The organism is Luteococcus sediminum (assembly GCF_054783495.1).
Map to the genome: position 1 here is coordinate 1 of NZ_BAAGQL010000018.1, position 17,004 is coordinate 17,004.

General features: G+C 68.0%; 19 protein-coding genes and 1 pseudogene. 10 read left to right on the top strand and 10 right to left on the bottom strand.

Annotated elements, in window-relative coordinates:
• Positions 1-68: 68 nt before the first annotated feature.
• From ACYVKA_RS09640 to ACYVKA_RS09650, 3 genes are all read right to left on the bottom strand, one after another.
• A complete protein-coding gene (locus ACYVKA_RS09640; protein WP_460704974.1) occupies positions 69-935 on the bottom strand; it encodes a glutamate synthase-related protein in 867 nt (288 codons plus the stop codon).
• Positions 936-1,002: 67 nt separating this feature from the next.
• Positions 1,003-1,353 (bottom strand): DUF2200 domain-containing protein, encoded by a 351-nt coding sequence (locus ACYVKA_RS09645; RefSeq protein ID WP_460704976.1) that lies wholly within the window; start codon positions 1,351-1,353, stop codon positions 1,003-1,005.
• 23 nt (positions 1,354-1,376) lie between these two features.
• Positions 1,377-1,550 carry a hypothetical protein gene (locus tag ACYVKA_RS09650; RefSeq protein ID WP_460704978.1) on the bottom strand — a complete coding sequence of 58 codons (174 nt, stop codon included), beginning with the start codon at positions 1,548-1,550 and terminating at the stop codon, positions 1,377-1,379.
• 52 nt (positions 1,551-1,602) lie between these two features.
• Here ACYVKA_RS09650 and recO point away from each other — a divergent pair, with 52 nt between their 5' ends.
• Positions 1,603-2,343 carry a DNA repair protein RecO gene (recO, locus tag ACYVKA_RS09655; protein WP_460704980.1) on the top strand — a complete coding sequence of 247 codons (741 nt, stop codon included), beginning with the start codon at positions 1,603-1,605 and terminating at the stop codon, positions 2,341-2,343.
• 15 nt (positions 2,344-2,358) lie between these two features.
• On the opposite strand, the gene ACYVKA_RS09660 is transcribed toward recO, so the two are convergent.
• Genes ACYVKA_RS09660 through ACYVKA_RS09675 form a run of 4 tightly spaced genes read right to left on the bottom strand, consistent with a single transcriptional unit; the run spans position 2,359 to position 5,493 of the window.
• A complete protein-coding gene (locus tag ACYVKA_RS09660; protein WP_460704982.1) occupies positions 2,359-2,784 on the bottom strand; it encodes a Fur family transcriptional regulator in 426 nt (141 codons plus the stop codon).
• Positions 2,774-3,751 (bottom strand): metal ABC transporter permease, encoded by a 978-nt coding sequence (locus tag ACYVKA_RS09665; RefSeq protein ID WP_460704984.1) that lies wholly within the window; start codon positions 3,749-3,751, stop codon positions 2,774-2,776. The genes ACYVKA_RS09660 and ACYVKA_RS09665 overlap by 11 nt, the downstream gene beginning before the upstream one ends.
• Before the next feature lie 3 nt (positions 3,752-3,754).
• Complete coding sequence (locus ACYVKA_RS09670; RefSeq protein ID WP_460704986.1) at positions 3,755-4,546, bottom strand: metal ABC transporter ATP-binding protein; 792 nt, start codon at positions 4,544-4,546, stop codon at positions 3,755-3,757.
• Positions 4,543-5,493: a metal ABC transporter substrate-binding protein gene (locus ACYVKA_RS09675; RefSeq protein ID WP_460704988.1), complete on the bottom strand. Its 951-nt coding sequence runs from the start codon at positions 5,491-5,493 to the stop codon at positions 4,543-4,545. The genes ACYVKA_RS09670 and ACYVKA_RS09675 overlap by 4 nt, the downstream gene beginning before the upstream one ends.
• Positions 5,494-5,607: 114 nt before the next feature.
• On the opposite strand from ACYVKA_RS09675, the gene ACYVKA_RS09680 reads away from it, so the two are divergent.
• Together ACYVKA_RS09680 and ACYVKA_RS09685 are read left to right on the top strand one after the other, a co-directional pair.
• A complete protein-coding gene (locus ACYVKA_RS09680) occupies positions 5,608-5,916 on the top strand; it encodes an antibiotic biosynthesis monooxygenase family protein (RefSeq protein WP_460704990.1) in 309 nt (102 codons plus the stop codon).
• 140 nt (positions 5,917-6,056) lie between these two features.
• Positions 6,057-7,436 carry a glycine--tRNA ligase gene (locus ACYVKA_RS09685; protein WP_460704992.1) on the top strand — a complete coding sequence of 460 codons (1,380 nt, stop codon included), beginning with the start codon at positions 6,057-6,059 and terminating at the stop codon, positions 7,434-7,436.
• A 69-nt stretch (positions 7,437-7,505) separates the two neighbouring features.
• Here the strand turns inward: ACYVKA_RS09685 and ACYVKA_RS09690 are convergent, their stop codons facing one another.
• Together ACYVKA_RS09690 and ACYVKA_RS09695 are read right to left on the bottom strand one after the other, a co-directional pair.
• A complete protein-coding gene (locus ACYVKA_RS09690; RefSeq protein ID WP_460704994.1) occupies positions 7,506-8,078 on the bottom strand; it encodes an LURP-one-related/scramblase family protein in 573 nt (190 codons plus the stop codon).
• Between the two features lie 23 nt (positions 8,079-8,101).
• A pseudogene (locus ACYVKA_RS09695) lies at positions 8,102-8,365 on the bottom strand (DUF6454 family protein); the annotation flags it as partial.
• Positions 8,366-8,449: 84 nt separating this feature from the next.
• Here ACYVKA_RS09695 and ACYVKA_RS09700 point away from each other — a divergent pair.
• The 5 genes from ACYVKA_RS09700 to ACYVKA_RS09720 all read left to right on the top strand — a co-directional run bounded on the left by ACYVKA_RS09700 (position 8,450) and on the right by ACYVKA_RS09720 (position 15,002).
• Positions 8,450-10,579, top strand: a complete 2,130-nt coding sequence (locus ACYVKA_RS09700) for an alpha-galactosidase (RefSeq protein ID WP_460704996.1) — start codon at positions 8,450-8,452, stop codon at positions 10,577-10,579.
• Between the two features lie 100 nt (positions 10,580-10,679).
• Positions 10,680-11,609 (top strand): carbohydrate ABC transporter permease, encoded by a 930-nt coding sequence (locus ACYVKA_RS09705; RefSeq protein ID WP_460704998.1) that lies wholly within the window; start codon positions 10,680-10,682, stop codon positions 11,607-11,609.
• Positions 11,610-11,616: 7 nt separating this feature from the next.
• Positions 11,617-12,570: a carbohydrate ABC transporter permease gene (locus ACYVKA_RS09710; protein ID WP_460705000.1), complete on the top strand. Its 954-nt coding sequence runs from the start codon at positions 11,617-11,619 to the stop codon at positions 12,568-12,570.
• Between the two features lie 8 nt (positions 12,571-12,578).
• Entirely contained in the window at positions 12,579-13,955 is a 1,377-nt protein-coding gene (locus ACYVKA_RS09715; protein WP_460705002.1) for an ABC transporter substrate-binding protein, read from the top strand.
• 9 nt (positions 13,956-13,964) lie between these two features.
• The gene (locus ACYVKA_RS09720) at positions 13,965-15,002 is read left to right on the top strand and encodes an ROK family protein (RefSeq protein WP_460705004.1); all 1,038 of its coding nucleotides are present in this window, start codon (positions 13,965-13,967) and stop codon (positions 15,000-15,002) included.
• Positions 15,003-15,030: 28 nt separating this feature from the next.
• On the opposite strand, the gene ACYVKA_RS09725 is transcribed toward ACYVKA_RS09720, so the two are convergent.
• Positions 15,031-15,621 carry a TetR/AcrR family transcriptional regulator gene (locus ACYVKA_RS09725; RefSeq protein ID WP_460705006.1) on the bottom strand — a complete coding sequence of 197 codons (591 nt, stop codon included), beginning with the start codon at positions 15,619-15,621 and terminating at the stop codon, positions 15,031-15,033.
• Positions 15,622-15,730: 109 nt separating this feature from the next.
• Here ACYVKA_RS09725 and ACYVKA_RS09730 point away from each other — a divergent pair, with 109 nt between their 5' ends.
• Positions 15,731-16,519 (top strand): MFS transporter, encoded by a 789-nt coding sequence (locus ACYVKA_RS09730; protein WP_460705008.1) that lies wholly within the window; start codon positions 15,731-15,733, stop codon positions 16,517-16,519.
• 9 nt (positions 16,520-16,528) lie between these two features.
• Positions 16,529-16,936, top strand: coding sequence for a hypothetical protein (locus tag ACYVKA_RS09735; RefSeq protein ID WP_460705009.1), 408 nt, complete (start codon positions 16,529-16,531; stop codon positions 16,934-16,936).
• Positions 16,937-17,004: the final 68 nt, after the last annotated feature.

A 17,004-nucleotide genomic window follows, 5' to 3' on the forward strand; every position in this document is an offset into this window, starting at 1 on the left:
CGCCCGAGGGCAAGTCAACCGCGTCGATCACGTGGTAGTCGGGCAGGTTGAAGATCACGCTCGCAGCGTCACGCAGCAAGCACGTAGGCTCGGTCACAGCTCGTGGTCCTTGTCCGGGAGGATGCTTCGCAACACCCATCCCAGCGCAAGGCCACGAGCCCTTGCATCAACGACCCACCACGCTCAACTACGAGTAGTCCCTTTGCGCCGGGCAGGTGCCCGCCCAGGCCGGGCTTGGCGCCTTGGCTCAGCTTGATCTCGATGGCCTTGACCGGTGCCGACTCGACGACGGCCACCAACTCGTCGATGTCGAAGTTGCCGTGCTCGTCGCGGCAGCCGAAGTAGCCGGTGCCGATCTGCAGCGTCAGGCTGCCGCCCTGGCGGTGGTGGTCGGACAGGCCGCCCTCACCGGTGTTGTGCAGGAAGTCGCCCAGCAGCGCACCCTTGTTGAGCGCCATGATCGCCTGCGGGCTGAGCGAGCCGAAGCTCATCGCCGAGACGTTGACCACCGAGTCGGGGCGGAAGGCCTTGCGGCGCCCGCGCGGCCCGCCCATCACCTTGGCGACGGGCAGCGGGCTGGTGGGGTCGGCGTGCAGGGAGGCCGACGGTGCCACCTGGCTGAAGGTGCGGTGGCGCACGATCGGATAGGTGCTGTTCTCGACGTCATTGTCGGTGCCGAAGCCGAAGTAGTTGTTCTCGCCCTTCGCGGAGCTGTAGACCCAGCGGCGCTGGTCGCGGCTGAAGGGTCGCTCCTCGTCATTGCCGGTGACGATGTACTGGCGAAGCTCCGGGCCGATCGCCTCCAGCGCGTAACGGGCGCGGGCGATGACGGGGAAGTTGTGCCTCAGGGCGTGCTTGGTCTGCAGGAGGTTTTGGGCGGCGAGCCCGGCGGTGGCGGCGGCCGCCAGCGCGGCAGAGGTCTTCTTGGCGTCCATGGCCCCCAGGCTTTCCGGTGCATCAGGCCCGCGTCCACGGTGTTCGCGGTGGGCGTGGCGGGTCGGATCAGGCGCGCAGGATGGAGGTCATCTTCTTGCCACGGGCCACTTCGTCGACGAGCTTGTCCATCCAGCGGATCTGCTGCATCAGCGGGTCCTCGATGTCCTCGACGCGCACGCCGCAGATCAGGCCGGTGATCTTGCCGCTGTTGGGATTCATCGCCGGCGCACGGGTGAAGAACTCGTCCAGGCTGCGACGGTCCTCGACGGCCCCCTGCACCCCGGCCCGGTCATAACCGGTCAGCCACTCGATGACGGTGTGCAACTCCTCGACGGTGTGGCCCTTGCGCTCCACCTTGGCCACATAGTGCGGCCAGATCTCGGCGAACGGCATGTCGAAGATCTTGTGTCGTGCCATGGGGGCTCCTCGAGGTCGGGCTGTCAGTTGGGCAGATGACGGTCGCGCTGGCCCCTGGCATCGCGCTCGTCGAAGGCATCGCGCACGCCGTGGCGCACGCCGACGCGGATCACGACATAGGCGAGCAGGGGCACGACGACCCAGCTGGCGATCGCCAGCACGGCAACCAGGCCGCTTTCGAAGAACCCGAGTCCCATGCCGACATTCCAGCAGGGCAAGCCATTGGGCGCCAGACCTAGACTGGAGTCCATGCCCACCTACCGTGACCAGGCCGTCGTGCTGCGCACCCACAAGCTGGGCGAGGCCGACCGGATCGTCACAATGCTCACCCGCGAGAACGGCAAGCTGCGGGCCGTCGCCAGGGGCGTGCGGCGCACCAGCTCGAAGTTCGGCGGGCGGCTGGAACCCTTCAACCACGTCGACCTGCAACTGGCCCAAGGCCGCGCCCTCGACGTCGTCACCCAGACCGAGACGATCAACGCCTACGGTGAGCCGCTGCTGGGCGACTACGACGCCTTCTGCGTCGGACAGGTGATGCTCGAGACCGCCGACCGCCTGGTGGCCGAGGAGCGCGAGCCAGCCCTGCAGCAGTACCGGCTGCTGGTGGGGGCCCTGCGGGTGCTCGGACAGGGCACCACCGACGGGCCCCGCCCGGTCACGATGGTGCTCGACTCCTACCTGCTGCGAGCACTGGCCATCGCCGGCTACGCGCCCGCACTGGAGGACTGCGCGCGCTGCGGCACCGAGGGCCCGCACGACTTCTTCAACCCCTCGGCCGGCGGGATGGTCTGCGTCGACTGCCGCCCCCCGGGATCGGCACGGCCACGGCCGGGCACCATCGGCTACCTGCAGAGCCTGCTCACCGGGAACTGGGAGGCCACCCGCGACCTGCCCGTGGCCAACCAGCGCGAGGCCACGGGCCTGGTGCAGGCCTTCGTGCAGTGGCACCTGGAGCGCGGCCTGCGTTCCATGCACTACATCGGCGGCTGAGCGACTCCAGCCAACTCAGCAGTTGGAGCAGAGGCCGAAGAGCTCGATGTCGTGGCCTGCGTCTCGGAAGCCGTGCTCGGCTGCCACCTCGTCCGCCCACGCCTCGACCGCCTTGGCGCTGATCTCCACCGTGCGGCCGCAGTTGCGACAGACCAGGTGGTGGTGGTGCCCGGTGGCCGCGCACTGGCGGTAGACCATCTCGCCGTCGTCGGCGCGGATGGCATCCACCTCACCGGTATCGGCCATCGACTGCAGGGTGCGGTAGACCGTTGCCAGCCCGACCGAGTCGCCGTCCTTGCGCAGCTGCTCATGGAGCTGCTGCGCGCTGCGGAAGCCCTGCACCTCCTCCAGCAGGGCACGGATCGCCAGCCGCTGCCGGGTGACCCGCTGGACGGGGCGTGCGGCGGTACCGGGGTGGCTGCTCGTGCGGTCAGTGCTCATCGAAGTGGTCTCCGTGGGGTGCGTGACGGTGTCCGTCATGAAGGTAGTCGACATGGTCGCCGTGCTGGACGGCCAGGTGGAGGTCGGGTTCGTGCTCGTGGTCGGGGTCGCAGGCCACCACGTGGTCCTCGTCGTCGTGCAGGTCGTCGTCGGTGTGGCGGTGGTGCCGGCGCAGCAGTGCCGTGACGGGCCAGCTCGCCAGGAAGGCGGCGATGGCGACCACGACGATCGTGGCGCCGGAGGCGGTGTTCCAGTAGAAGGAACCCACGGTGCCACCCAGTGCGACCAGCATGCCGACGCCCATGGCGCCGAGCAGGCAGGCGCGGAAGCTGGTGAACAGGTTCTGCGCGGTGGCCACCGGGATCACCATCATGGCGCTGACCAGCAGCAGCCCGACGGTGCGCATGCTCAGGGTCACGGTGATCGCGGCCACCACGACCACGATGAGGTTCAGCAGCTTGACGCGTAGCCCCAGCACCTGGGCGAAGTCCTCGTCGGCGCAGACCGCGAAGAGCTGCGGTGCCAGCCCGAGGCACAGCACCAGGACGACGACGGTCAGTGCCGCGACCGTCCACACGTCGGCCGAGCTCACCGTGGTGAGGGAGCCGAACAGGAACTGGCTCAGTGCCCCGGTGCCCTGGCCCGCGATGCCGGCCATCATGACGCCGGCGGACAGGCCGCCGTAGAAGAGCACGGCCAGGCCAACGTCGCCGGTGGCGCGCCCCTGCTGGCGCAGCAGTTCGACGATGACCGCTCCGGCGATGCACACGGCGATGGCCAGCGGAAGCGGTGCGGTGCCGGTGAGGAAGGACAGCCCCACGCCGGCGACGGCGACATGGCCCAGTCCGTCGCCGAGCAGCGAGAGCCGGCGCTGGACGATGTAGGTGCCGATGGCGGGGGAGAGCAGGCCGGACAGCAGCGCCGCCACCAGGGCGCGCTGCATGAAGGCGGGTTCGAGGAAGTCCATCGGTCAGTTCCTGTCCGTGGCGCCGAAGCGTGGTTCGGTGATGATGACCCTGCTGGGCTGGTGGCTGATGTGGTGGTGGTCGCCGATGCCGGGGCCGGGCAGCAGGTCGCCGTCGTGGATGACGCGGCCGTTCTGCAGCACGATGGAGCGGTCGATCAGTCCGGCCAGCGGGCCCAGTTCGTGCAGCACCACCAGGATGCCCAGCCCCTCGTCCTTGAGCCCGCCGAGCACCTTGGCCAGGCCGTCCTGGGTGCGCATGTCGAGCCCGGCAAGGGGTTCGTCGAGCACCAGCAGGTCGGGTTCCCCGCACAGCGCCCGTGCGATCAGGGTGCGCTGCTGCTGGCCGCCCGACAGGTGGCTGAAGGAGGCCTTGCGGCGCTCGGTCAGGCGCACCTTGTCGAGGGCGAGGTCGATCGCGGCGCGGTCGGCGCGCGACAGGGGACGGAAGGCCTTGCGGTGGGCCAGGCGGCCGGAGGCGACGATCTCGCCCACCGTCGCGGCACTCACCTGGAGCTGGCCGCGCTGCGGCACGTAGCCGATGCGGTGCCACTCGTGGAAGCCCGACAGCGGCGTGCCCATCAGGGTGCGGCTGCCGGTGGCCTCGTTCAGCCCGAGCAGGGTGCGCACCAGGGTGGTCTTGCCTGAGCCGTTGCCGCCGAGCAGGGCGACGGTCTCGCCGGGCATGATCCTGGCATTGACGCCGTGCAGGATCTCGTGACCCTGCAGGGTGACCACGAGGTCGCGCCCCTCTGCCAGGGGCGCGACCTCGTGGGATGTGTGGGGTGGTGGTGTCACTTGCATCCGTTCGCGGTCTTGAGCGCGGCAAGGTTTGCCCGCTGCACTGCAATGTAGTCGGACCCGCGGGAGTCCTTGGTGATGCCCTCGAGCGGGTCGAGCACGTCGGTCTTCAACCCGAGGTCGCCGGCGATGGCCTTTGCCTGGGCGGGGGAGACGAGGGTCTCGTAGAAGATCGTGGTGACGCCGTGCTCCTTGGCGAGCTTCTGCACCTCGGTGATGCGGGCGGGCGAGGGCTGCTCGTCGGGGGACAGCCCGCTGATGCCGATCTGGGTGAGGCCGTAGGACTTGGCGAGGTAGCCGAAGGCGGCGTGCGAGGTGATGAACTCCTTGCGGGTGCACTGCGACAGGCCGGTGCTGAATTCCTTGTCGAGCGCGGTCAGCTGGGTGCTGAGCTGCTTGGCATTGGCGTCGAAGGTCTCGGAGTCGGCGGCATCGGCCTGCTTGAGCTTGTCCTGCACCGCCGCGGTGATCTTGACCATGTTGGTGGGGGCCAGCCAGGTGTGCGGGTCGGTGCTGCCGTGGTCGTGGCCCTCGTGCTCCTCGGCACTCTCGCCCTCGTGCTCGTCGGCGGCCTCCATGGGCTGCATGTCGACCACCTCGGCGACGTCGACGACATTCTTGGGCTGCTGCTCCTCCAGCGCCTTGTCCACCTGCTCCTGGAAGCCCTTCTGGTAGACGACCAGGTCGGCCTCGGCCAGCGAGGCGATCTGCTTGGGCGTCAGCTCCAGGTCGTGCGGCTCGGCTCCGGGGGCGGTGAGGCTGGTGACCTCGGCCTTGTCTCCGGCGACGGAGGAGGCGACGTACTGGAAGGGGTAGAAGGCGGTGACCACCTTCAGCTTGTCGTCGCTGCCGCCGGCCGTGTCAGTGCTGTTGCCACACGCTGTGGCGGTGAGGGCGAGGGAGCAGGCGGCGATCACTGAGAGGCGACGAAGTGCGTTATTCATGAGAATGATTATCGGCCTTGTTGAGAATGATGCGCAAATCGGGTCGGCTCGCCACGGGGGGAGGTCGCCGCGGCGCGGTCCGGCTCCGCACGCACCGGCCCGTAGGCTCATGCCGTGATCGTCATCAACCGTTTCCGCGTCCACCCCGCCGAACGCGCGGGCTTCGAGCACCAGGCGCAGGCCGCCGTCGACCTGCTGCGCACCAAGCCGGGCCTGCAGTCGGTCGACCTGGTGCAGAACCTCGACGACGAGCAACTGTGGGCCCTGGTGACCCGCTGGGAGAACGTCGGCAGCTATCGCCGCGCCCTGGGTGGCTTCGAGTCCAAGATGACCATCGTTCCCCTGCTCAGCCTGTCGATCGACGAGCCCAGCGCCTATGACGACAGCGAAGAAGTGGGCTTCAATCTGCCGCGCAACGTGTGAGACCCGTCCACGGACTCGCGCCTGACGGCTCCACGGCGCAGAGCCGATAGGCTGGCCGCAGCGTGAAGACCCCGCCACGTGCGGTGCTTCGCACCCCGGCGTCATCCAGTCGCCGGGCCCATTGAGGACATGGAGATGTAGTGGCACCCAGCACACTCGACAACGTGATCAGCCTGTGCAAGCGACGGGGATTCGTCTTCCCCTGCGGCGAGATCTACGGCGGCACCCGCGCCGCCTGGGACTACGGCCCCCTGGGCGTGGAGCTCAAGGAGAACATCAAGAAGCAGTGGTGGCGCTTCATGGTCACCGGACGCGACGACGTCCTGGGCCTCGACAGCTCGATCATCCTGCCCAAGCAGGTGTGGGTGGCGTCCGGTCACGTCGGCGTCTTCACCGACCCGCTGACCGAGTGCCTCAGCTGCCACAAGCGCTTCCGCGCCGACCACCTCGAGGAGGACTTCGAGGCCAAGCACGGACGCCTGCCCGAGAGCCAGGCCGAGGTCAACTGCCCCAACTGTGGCAACAAGGGCCAGTGGACCGAGCCCCGCGACTTCAACATGATGCTCAAGACCTACCTGGGCGTCCTCGAGGACGAGTCCGGCCTGCACTACCTGCGTCCCGAGACCGCCCAGGGCATCTTCGTGAACTTCAAGAACGTGGTGCAGTCCAGCCGCGCCAAGCCGCCCTTCGGCATCGGCCAGATCGGCAAGAGCTTCCGCAACGAGATCACGCCCGGCAACTTCATCTTCCGCACCCGCGAGTTCGAGCAGATGGAGATGGAGTTCTTCGTCAAGCCCGGGACCGACGAGGACTGGCACCAGTACTGGATCGACCAGCGCACCCAGTGGTACACCGACCTGGGCATCAAGCCCGAGAACCTGCGCCACTACGAGCACCCGCAGGAGAAGCTCTCGCACTACTCCAAGCGCACCGTCGACATCGAGTACAAGTTCGGCTTCGCCGGCAGCGACTGGGGCGAGCTGGAGGGTATCGCCAACCGCACCGACTTCGACCTCAAGACCCACACCGAGCACTCGGGTGTCTCGCTGGAGTACTTCGACCAGGCCGCCAACGAGAAGTACGTGCCCTATGTCATCGAGCCGGCAGCCGGCCTGACCCGCTCGCTGATGGCCTTCATGGCGGAGGCCTACACCGAGGACGAGGCCCCCAACACCAAGGGTGGCGTCGACAAGCGCACCGTGCTCAAGCTCGACCATCGCCTCTCGCCGGTCAAGGCCGCCGTGCTGCCGCTGAGCCGCAACGAGAAGCTCAGCCCCAAGGCGCGCGACCTGGCCGCACAGCTTCGTCGCAACTGGAATGTCGACTTCGACGACGCCCAGGCGATCGGCAAGCGTTACCGCCGCCAGGACGAGATCGGCACGCCGTACTGCATCACGGTCGACTTCGAGACCCTCGAGGACGATGCCGTGACCATCCGCGAACGCGACACGATGAGCCAGGAGCGCGTCGCGCTCAGCCAGGTGGAGGGCTACCTCGCCCAGCGCCTGGTCGGCTGCTGATCGGCCCGCAACACGAACCGTGCCCGGAATCGTCCGATGTCGGACGATTCCGGGCACAGTTGCGCCTGGTCAGCTGCTGCTGGCCGCTGACGAGGACGCGTTGCGCTCCTTCTGGCGGATGAGGTCCAAGGCGATGACCGCGCCCAGCGACCCGGCGCGCAGGCCGAAGGGCAGGTCGGGGGAGAAGCTCAGGACGTAGCGCTCGTGGCCCAGCAGGGCTGCGCCGATGCCGGGATAGCTGCGCGAGACCCTGGCCGCCTCCCCGCCGCGGCCCACGATGCTGAACTCGCGTTCGAAGAAGCTGCCCTGCAGCTCCATCGACTCCTGGCCGATGTGGACGCTGAGCCGTTTCTTGAACAGGGTGAACTCCTTGACCACCTCGCCGAAGCGCTCACCATCAGGACTGAGCAGGTCGAAGGTGTCGCGGCCCAAGTTCGGCACGTCGTCGACCATGAGCACGGTGCCACCGTCGGGATTGGCGACGGTGAGCTGGCGCGAGCCCATGAACATGCGGGAGAGCGCGGAGCCCTGCGTCAGGATGTGCCCAACCTGCTGGCCGTGCGCATCCCGGATCGCGAAGTCATCGCGCATGAAGCTGGTCACCTGGTCGATGACCAGCACGTCGTAGTCGAGGATCGCCATGGCTCCACGCTCTCACACGCCGGTCACACCGGGGTGGTGTGGACGAACAGTTCCGAGCCCTCTTCGCCGTCATCGGGAGCGCTGAACATGGTGAGCGTCTGGCCCTTGGCCTCGAAGGTGACCGGATTGCGGGTCACGACGTGCTTGTCATCGCTGAACAGCTGGATCGGCACCTCGTTGACCAGGCTGCCGGTGCGGATGTCGAGCAGGGCGACGCCACCGAGCTCGAAGGGCTTGCCGTCGGCATCCTTCAGCCCGGTGATCCCGGTGCAGATCATCGTGCCGCCGCCGACTCTGGACCTGCGGCAGTCGACATGTTAGTTTCATCGCAACAGAAACACCGTCCAATGGAGGATGCCGTGGAATCCCGCGTGGTGCTTGAAAACGACGCCGTCTCGCTCGTACTGACCAGCGACGGACACCTGCCCGAAGTGGTGCACTGGGGATCCCCCATCGGCATCACCGACGCCGCCGGCATCGACACGCTCGTCACGGCAGCCAAGCCCCCACGCGCCAACAACGGCATCCCCGAGGAGGAAGGCCACCGGCTCGCGATCCTGCCCGAACAGTGGGCCTCCTGGACTGGGCACCCCGGCATCAGTGGCTCTCGTCGCGGCCACGGATGGGCCCCGCGCTTCACCGTCGACCAGGTGCTGCTCGACGGCCAGCCCGTCGACGGATTCGTCCGGGCCGAGCGCGGCACCATCACCTGGAAGGCCACCGACCCCGACGCGCAGCTCGCCCTCGACCTGGTCGTGGAACTCACCTCCAGCGACGCCATCCGGATGCGCGCCACACTGACCAACACCGGCGAGGACGGCTACCAGCTCGACCAGATGCTGCTGTGCCTGCCGGTGCCCAGCCGGGCCAGCGAGGTGCTCGACTTCGCCGGACGCTGGGGCAAGGAGCGCAGCCCGCAGCGCGGCACCCTGGGCATCGGAACCCACTGGCGCGAAGGACGGCACGGGCGCACCGGTGCCGACTCCGCCCTGGTGCTGCACCTGGGAACCCCCGGTTTCGGCTTCCAGGAGGGGGAGGTGTGGGCCGTGCACACCGCCTGGAGCGGCAACCACGTCCACTACGCCGAGAAGATCCTCACCGGCGACCAGGTGATCGGCGGGGGAGAGCTGCTGCTGCCCGGCGAGATGGTCCTCGACCACGGCCAGAGCTACACCAGCCCTTGGGTCGTCGCTACCCACGGAACCGGACTGGACGAGATCGCCGCCGTCCACCACCGCTACCTGCGCGAGCGCAGCGACGTCGCCGGCCATCAGCCCGTCGACGCGAAGCGGCCCGTCACCCTCAACGTGTGGGAGGCCGTCTACTTCGACCACGACACCGACCGTCTGCTCGACCTGGCAGAACGCGCCGCGAAGGTCGGCATCGAGCGCTGTGTGCTCGACGACGGCTGGTTCGGCGCCCGCCGCGACGACCACGCCGGCCTGGGTGACTGGGTCGTCAGCGACCAGGTGTGGCCGGGGGGGCTGCACCCGCTCGTCGACCGGGTCAACGAGCTGGGCATGGAGTTCGGCCTGTGGTTCGAGCCCGAGATGGTCAACCCCGACTCCGACCTGGCCCGCGCCCACCCCGACTGGGTGATGCAGGTGCCCGGCCGGATGCCGCTGGAGTCCCGCCACCAGTGGGTGCTCAACATCGGCATTCCCGGCGCCTACGAGCACGTCAAGAGCCAGATGATGGCGCTGCTCGACGAGTACCGCATCGGCTACATCAAGTGGGACCACAACCGCGACATCGTCGACGGCGGCACCAGCCCCGACGGCCGTCCCGGCGTCCACGAGCAGACCCTGGCCTTCTACCGGCTCGTCGACGAGCTGAAGGCCGCCCACCCCGGGCTCGAGATCGAGTCGTGCAGCTCCGGCGGCGCCCGCGTCGACCTCGAGGTGATGCAGCACTGCGACCGGGTGTGGGTGAGCGACAACATCGACCCCACCGACCGCCAGCAGATGATGCGCTGGACCGCGCAGCTGTTGCCGCCCGAGATGCTCGGAAGCCACATCGCCTCCGGCGCCTCGCACACCACCGGCCGCTTCCACGACATCGCCTACCGCGCCGCCACCGCCGTCTTCGGACACTTGGGCGTCGAGTGGGACCTGGCGAAGGCCACCGACGACGAGATCGCCCAGCTCGGTGCCTGGATCGCCTGGTACAAGGAGAACCGCGAGACCCTGCTGGCCGGTCGCACCGTACGCGTCGACCTGCCCGAGGGTGTCTACCTGCACGGCACCGTCACCCCCGACAAGGCCATCTACGCCTACACCGAGCTGGACCTGGCACCGGTCTGGTCGCGCGGCATGGTACCGCTGCCCGGTCTCGACCCGGACGCCCGCTACCGGGTGACCCACCTGGAGCTCACCGCGCACGGCCGCGAGCTGCCCGCCCCGGTCGAGATGACCGGCCGCCAGCTGGCCACGCACGGAATCCGCGCTCCGCACGTCAACCCCGAGCGCACCCGGCTCGTGGTCGCCGAGCGGATCGCCTGAGGCCGGGAGGCCGCGGCAGCACAGAACCCCACAGCACAACCGAATCCCACGGGCCGCCCCACCCAGGGGCGGCCCCATCCTCTCGACAAAGGAGTCGACGATGTCATCGTCAGTCCCCGCAGCACCCAGCCCGGCGAGCCCGCCGGGTCGCCGCCGCGTGAAGCGCGGTGGTGACGAGGCGCTGGCCTTCGCCTTCATCCTGCCCGCCCTGATCGGCTTCCTGGTCTTCCTGGCCTGGCCGACGGTGCGCGGCATCTACCTGAGCTTCACCGACTTCAACCTGCTCACCCCGCCCAGCTTCGTCGGGCTGGCCAACTACGAGCGCATGGTCAACGACCCGATCTTCTGGAACTCGGCCGCGGTCACCATTCAGTACGTCATCATCAACATCGGCGTGCAGACCATCGCCGCGCTGGTCATCGCCGTCATGATGGACCGGCTCACCAAGTCCACCTTCGTGCGCGGGATCGTCCTGACCCCCTACCTGGTCTCCAATGTGGTGGCCGCGATGGTCTTCCTGTGGATCCTCGACGCCCAGCTCGGCATCGGCAACCAGTTCCTGGTGTGGATGGGCGTCGACCGCATCCCCTTCCTCACCGACGAGAAGTGGGTCATCCCCACCATCGCGCTGATCAACGTGTGGCGGCACATGGGCTACACCGCACTACTGATCTTCGCCGGCCTCCAGACCATCCCGCCCACCGCCTACGAGGCGGCCAAGATGGACGGCGCCAGCGAGGTGCAGATGTTCTTCCGCATCACCATGCCGCTGCTGCGACCGATCCTGGCGCTGGTGCTGATCATGACCGTGATCGGCTCCTTCCAGGTCTTCGACACCGTCGCCGTCACCACCAATGGCGGTCCGGTGAATGCCTCGCGGGTGCTGCAGCTGTACATCTACAACATGGCCTTCGGACGATTCCAGTTCGGCTATGCCTCGGCCCTGTCGGTGGCGCTGCTCGTCATCCTCATGGTCATCACCGTCATCCAGTACCGGCTCACCAGGGCCGGCGAGACCGATCTGAGCTGAGGCCACCATGTCGCACACCGCTCCCGAGACCCGCACCCACGCGCCGGTCACCGACGACGAACTCGCCGCCGCCGCCAAACCCAGGCGCCACTTCAGCTGGGGCAAGGCCCTGGCCTGGCTCGTCATGGGCCTGATCATCCTGGTGACGCTGTTCCCCTTCTACTGGATCCTGCGCACGGCACTTTCCACCAACCCGTCGCTGATCGCCAACCCCACGCACTTCACCCCGCCCGATGCCAGCCTGGACGGATTCCGCCGCGTCTTCGGCCTGCAGACCGGCGAGGCCGCAATCGCCGCCGGAGGCTCCGGACAGAAGATCAACTTCTGGCTCTACCTCAAGAACTCCATCGTCGTGGCCACGCTGGTGACCGTCGGCCAGGTCTTCTTCTCCGCGATGGCCGCCTACGCCTTCAGCCGACTGCACTGGAAGGGCCGCGACTTCTTCTTCGGCCTCTTCCTGGCCGGGCTGATGGTGCCGTCCATCTTCACCTTCCTGCCCAACTTCGTGCTCATCAAGGAACTGGGCCTGCTCGACACCGTGCTGGGCATCTCGCTGCCGACGATGATCATGACGCCCTTCGCTGTCTTCTTCCTGCGGCAGTTCTTCGCCAACATCCCCGTCGAGTTGGAGGAGGCGGCGCTGCTGGACGGATCCAGCAAGATCCGCAACTTCTTCACCCTGATCCTGCCGATGAGTGGTGCGCCCATCGCGACCCTGTCGATCCTCACCTACATCGCGGCCTGGAATGACTACTTCTGGCCGCTGATGGTGAGCTACACCGACAAGTCACGGGTGCTCACCGTCGGCCTGGGCATCTTCCGGTCCCAGACCCCGCAGACGGGCCCCGACTGGGCCGGCCTGATGGCCGCCACCCTGGTCGCCGCGCTGCCGATGCTGCTGCTCTTCGCAGCCTTCGCCAAGCGCATCGTCAACTCCATCGGCTTCAGCGGAATCAAGTGAGGCACCCCATGCGACCCACCAACAAGATCGCCGCGGCCCTGGTGGCCGCCGCCACCACCCTCAGCCTGGGGCTGGCCGGATGCAGCGGGCCCGCCGAGCAGGAGGGCACCAGCACCAGCAGCAATGTCATCGACTACTGGCTGTGGGACTCCGCGCAGCAGCCCGGCTACCAGCAGTGCGCCAATGACTTCCAGAAGGCCAATCCCGGGCTGAAGGTGAACATCACCCAGATGGGCTGGGACGACTACTGGAGCAAGCTCACCGCCGGCTTCATCGCCGACCAGGCCCCCGACGTGTTCACCAACCACCTGTCCAAGTACGCCCAGTTCGTCGACCTCGGCGTGCTGCTGCCCCTGGACGACTTCGAGGCCACCAGGGACATCAAGTCCGAGGACTTCCAGGAGGGGCTCGGAGACCTGTGGATCGGCCAGGACGGCAAGCGCTACGGGGCGCCGAAGGACTGGGACACCGTCGCCTACTTCTACGACAAGAACATGACGGACAAGGCCGGGATCAGCACCGAGCAGCTGCAGAACATGACCTGGAATCCCGACGACGGTGGCAGCTTCGAGAAGGTCATCGCGCACCTGAGCGTGGACAAGAAGGGTGTGCGCGGCGACGAGCCCGGCTTCGACAAGGACAATGTCGCCGTCTTCGGCCTGGCCAGTGAGGGTGCCGGTGGCGAGAACTTCGGCCAGACCCAGTGGGGTGCCTACACCGGAACCCTCGGCTGGGAACCGACCGACAAGAACCCGTGGGGAACCCACTTCCGGATGGACGACCCGCAGTTCCAGAAGGCGCTGGGCTGGTACTACGGGCTGGCCGAGAAGGGCTACATGCCGAAGTTCTCCACCTTCGGACGCGGCAGCGGCTCCTATGCCCAGTTCGCTGCCGGGCAGGCTGCCCTGGCCATGAACGGCTCGTGGATGATCTCCAGCTTCTCGTCGCTGGAGAAGGTCGACCTGAAGCTGGCCCCCACGCCCACCGGCGTCGACGGCAAGCGGTCGTCGCCCTTCAACGGGCTGGCCGACTCCATCACCCGTTTCAGCGACAATCCTGAGGCGGCCGCCAAGTGGGTGGCCTACCTGGCCTCCGACTCCTGCCAGGACGTCATCGGTGAGGCGGGAGTCGTCTTCCCGGCCCGTCCGTCGGGCACCCAGAAGTCGATCGAGGCCCGCCGCAAGGCTGGCCTGGACGTGGCGCCCTTCACCGACCACGTGAAGGACCGCACCACGGTGCTGCTTCCCGTGGTGCAGAACGCGGCGGACCTGAACGCCCTGACCGCGCCCTACTTCGAGTCGGTCTACATCGGCACGAAGAAGCCGGAGGACCTCACAGAGCTCAACAACCAGGTGAACAAGCTCTACGAGATCACCGCGAAGTAACCTCACCCCATGGACATCGCCGAACGACTCGACCCGACCACCCGCCGAGTCGTCCTGGCGGTGCTGCGGCACGGCCCGGTCCCGCGCGTCGAACTGGCGCGCGAGACCGGGCTGTCCTCGCCCAGCCTCACCCGCCTGTGCAAGCCGCTGGTAGCCGATGGCCTGTTGGTGGAGGGTGATCCGGTGGCGCTCAACGAGACGGGCCGTCCCTCGGTGCCGCTGGACGTGCAGGCCGACCGTGCCCTCGTGCTGGGCGCCAAGCTGGTGCCCGGTGCGATGCACCTGGTGCTCACCGACCTGAAGGGGCAGGTGCTGGTTTCCGAACGTCGTGACTGCGAGCTGGAGACCCCCGAGGCGGCGGTGGCCGCGCTGGTGGATGCCGTCGAGGGGGTGCGTCATCGGGGACGCCGCGCCGATGCGATCGGGGTCAGCCTCGCCGCGGCCGTGGGGGAGGACCGCGTGGTGCGCAGCGCCGACCTGCTCGGCTGGCCCGACGTGGCGCTGGGAGCGCTGGTGACCGAGGCGACCGGCCTGTCCTGTGCGGTCGAGAACGACGTCAACGCCTTCACCGTGGCCGAGCACTGGTTCGGGGTGGGGCGGGGTTCTCGTGACTTCCTGGTGGTGACGATCGGCGCCGGCGTGGGTGCGGGGATCATCGCCCGGGATGAGCCGGTGGTCGGGCATCGAGGTGCCGCTGGCATGGTGGGCTGGCTGGTGGGCACCGACGGTCGACGGATGGCGGACGTGCTGCAGACCTCCGCGGTTGAGGCCAGGTTGGCTGTTGACGAGCCCGGGCAGGTGGCCGAGGACGTGGCGCGCGTGGTGGGGGAGCTGGTCGGCCAGCTGGGCGCGGTCGTCGCTCCCGAGCGGGTGCTGGTCTCGGGCGAGGGTGCTGACCTGGTGGAGGACCGGTTGGACGAGGTGCTGGCGGGAGCACGTGTCTTCGCGTCCCTGGATGCCGCGCAGCTGAGCATCGAGGCGGTCGGTTTCGACGAGTGGGCCCGTGGTGCCGCGGCCGTCGCGATCAGGTCGGCGCTGCTGGGCTGAGGGATTCCGGTGCCGGGGCATCGGCTCGTCAGCCGACGGTCGCCCGGATGAGCGCCGTGATCCCGTCGCGGAAGCTCTGGTCCTCCACCGCGGGTCCAGTGGGAATCCCAGCCTCCAGTGCGGCGCACAGTGATGGGTGGAGCTGGGGGTCGGGCTCGGGTGCTGGCGCCTTCGGCAGGTGCACCTGGTTGAGTGCGTGCGCCATGGTGAACATGCTCACCGTGTTCACCAGCTGCACCGCGGTGGGCAGGGGGAGTCCCCGCTCGTGAAGCCCCCCGACGATCTGGTCCAGGATCGTCATGGCCTCGGTGCTGTGGACGTGACGTCCCAGCATGATCGGCAATGCGTTCGGGTGCTGCAACAGGAGGCTGCGCAACTGCTGCGCGAAGTGCTTGCCATAGGCCTCGGGGGTCTTTGTCTCCTCCAGTGCCTCGGTGTCGAGCTGGCAGACGATCTCGTCCCAGGCCGCTTCCAGCAGGGCGTCCTTGGTGAGGAAGTAGTGGTAGATGGACATCGCCTCGACCCCCAGGTACCGGGCGACCCCGCGAACGGTGAGGGCTTCGATTCCCTGCTGGTCGGCGAGCGCGAGGACCGCTCGGCGCAGCACCGTGCGGTTCAAGCCTGCGGGCACTCCTCGACTGCGCCCCATCGGTGCCTCCTCATCTGCTCCGAAACTTATGGTGTACGAATAGGGCATTCATACACTGTAAGAATGATCGGAATGGTTCATGGGGCCCACCGCGTTGTCGCGCAATCGCGACTTCCAGTTCTTGTTGTGGGGACGCACCTGCCAGATGACCGGCGGCGCAATGACCGCGCTCGCCCTGATGCTCCACACCTTCGACACGACGGGCAACAGTCGATGGGCCGGTGCGGTCATGGCTGGCTCCACAGTGGGCACGCTTGTCTTCAGTCTTCCGGCCGGGGTGCTGGTGGACCGGTGGAATCGACGCACCACCATGGTCGGCACCTCCCTGGGCCTTGCCCTGCTGCTGGTCTCCGTGCCTATCGCCGCAGCCGTTGGCGTCGCGCACCCCTGGCACCTGGTGGCAGTCTCGGTGCTGGTCGGTGCCCTGCGGACTTTCTTTGCGCCCGCGGAGCAGGCAAGCCTGCAAGTCGTCGTCGCACCGCAGGAGCTCGCACCAGCCGCCTCGGTGAACCAGGCCCGCTCCGCGGTTGCGAACCTGCTGGGGCCTTCGCTGGCCGGTGCACTCTATGCCGTGGACGGGTCGCTGCCGTTGCTCGCGGACGCCCTGCTGAACCTCGTCGCGGCATTCCTGGTCAGTCGGATCCATCCCCCGCTAGACGCCGCCGGAACACAAGCCGCGTCGCGGATCGTGACGGACTTGGTGACCGGTGGGCATTTCATCGCGCGGCACTCGGCCCTGCGAGCCGTCGTCCTGATGAATGCCATCGCATCCTTCGGTTTCGGTGGCCTGCTCGCCCTGATCACCCTGAGCTTCAAGGCCCACCGGGTTCCCGACGCGGTCATTGGCGGCATGCAGACCGCCTACTGAATCTCCGGGTTGCTGGGGGCGCTGGCCGGGCCGTGGCTCCTGCGGCGCTCCAGGGTCTCGGTGCTGTTCATTGGCGGGGTGCTCGTCAACTGCGCCTGCGCCGCAGCGATGGCGGTGTGGAACCAACCGGTTCAGATCATCGCCCTGCTGTGTCTGGCCTGCCTGGTGCTGCCCCCCGGCATGGCCGGGATCCAGGCCTTCCAACTCACCATCACCCCCAACCAACTGCAGGGGCGGGTCGTGGGTGCGATGGGATTCCTCACGCTGGGGCTAGCGCCGGTCGCGACGGGACTCGCCGGCATCGCGGTGGGCCTTCCCTGGGAACTGGCGATCACTCCCTTCCTTGCGGCGATCGCCGTCACTGCCTTGATTGCAGTGGCGCATCCCGCAGTGCGGGGCCTTGGTCGGGTGGGATGAGCAAGATCATCAGCGGGCTGGAGTGGCGGGGCTGCCGGGCACGTGAGCTGCTCGCGCCGGGCTCGGGC

Bases quoted from the DNA above. Each gene is read 5' to 3' on its own strand.
- ACYVKA_RS09640 (WP_460704974.1), bottom strand. From the start codon at position 935: ATGGACGCCAAGAAGACCTCTGCCGCGCTGGCGGCCGCCGCCACCGCC.
- ACYVKA_RS09645 (WP_460704976.1), bottom strand. From the start codon at position 1,353: ATGGCACGACACAAGATCTTCGACATGCCGTTCGCCGAGATCTGGCCG.
- ACYVKA_RS09650 (WP_460704978.1), bottom strand. From the start codon at position 1,550: ATGGGACTCGGGTTCTTCGAAAGCGGCCTGGTTGCCGTGCTGGCGATC.
- recO (WP_460704980.1), top strand. From the start codon at position 1,603: ATGCCCACCTACCGTGACCAGGCCGTCGTGCTGCGCACCCACAAGCTG.
- ACYVKA_RS09660 (WP_460704982.1), bottom strand. From the start codon at position 2,784: ATGAGCACTGACCGCACGAGCAGCCACCCCGGTACCGCCGCACGCCCC.
- ACYVKA_RS09665 (WP_460704984.1), bottom strand. From the start codon at position 3,751: ATGGACTTCCTCGAACCCGCCTTCATGCAGCGCGCCCTGGTGGCGGCG.
- ACYVKA_RS09675 (WP_460704988.1), bottom strand. From the start codon at position 5,493: ATGAATAACGCACTTCGTCGCCTCTCAGTGATCGCCGCCTGCTCCCTC.
- ACYVKA_RS09690 (WP_460704994.1), bottom strand. From the start codon at position 8,078: ATGGCGATCCTCGACTACGACGTGCTGGTCATCGACCAGGTGACCAGC.
- ACYVKA_RS09705 (WP_460704998.1), top strand. From the start codon at position 10,680: ATGTCATCGTCAGTCCCCGCAGCACCCAGCCCGGCGAGCCCGCCGGGT.
- ACYVKA_RS09710 (WP_460705000.1), top strand. From the start codon at position 11,617: ATGTCGCACACCGCTCCCGAGACCCGCACCCACGCGCCGGTCACCGAC.
- ACYVKA_RS09715 (WP_460705002.1), top strand. From the start codon at position 12,579: ATGCGACCCACCAACAAGATCGCCGCGGCCCTGGTGGCCGCCGCCACC.
- ACYVKA_RS09720 (WP_460705004.1), top strand. From the start codon at position 13,965: ATGGACATCGCCGAACGACTCGACCCGACCACCCGCCGAGTCGTCCTG.
- ACYVKA_RS09730 (WP_460705008.1), top strand. From the start codon at position 15,731: ATGGGGCCCACCGCGTTGTCGCGCAATCGCGACTTCCAGTTCTTGTTG.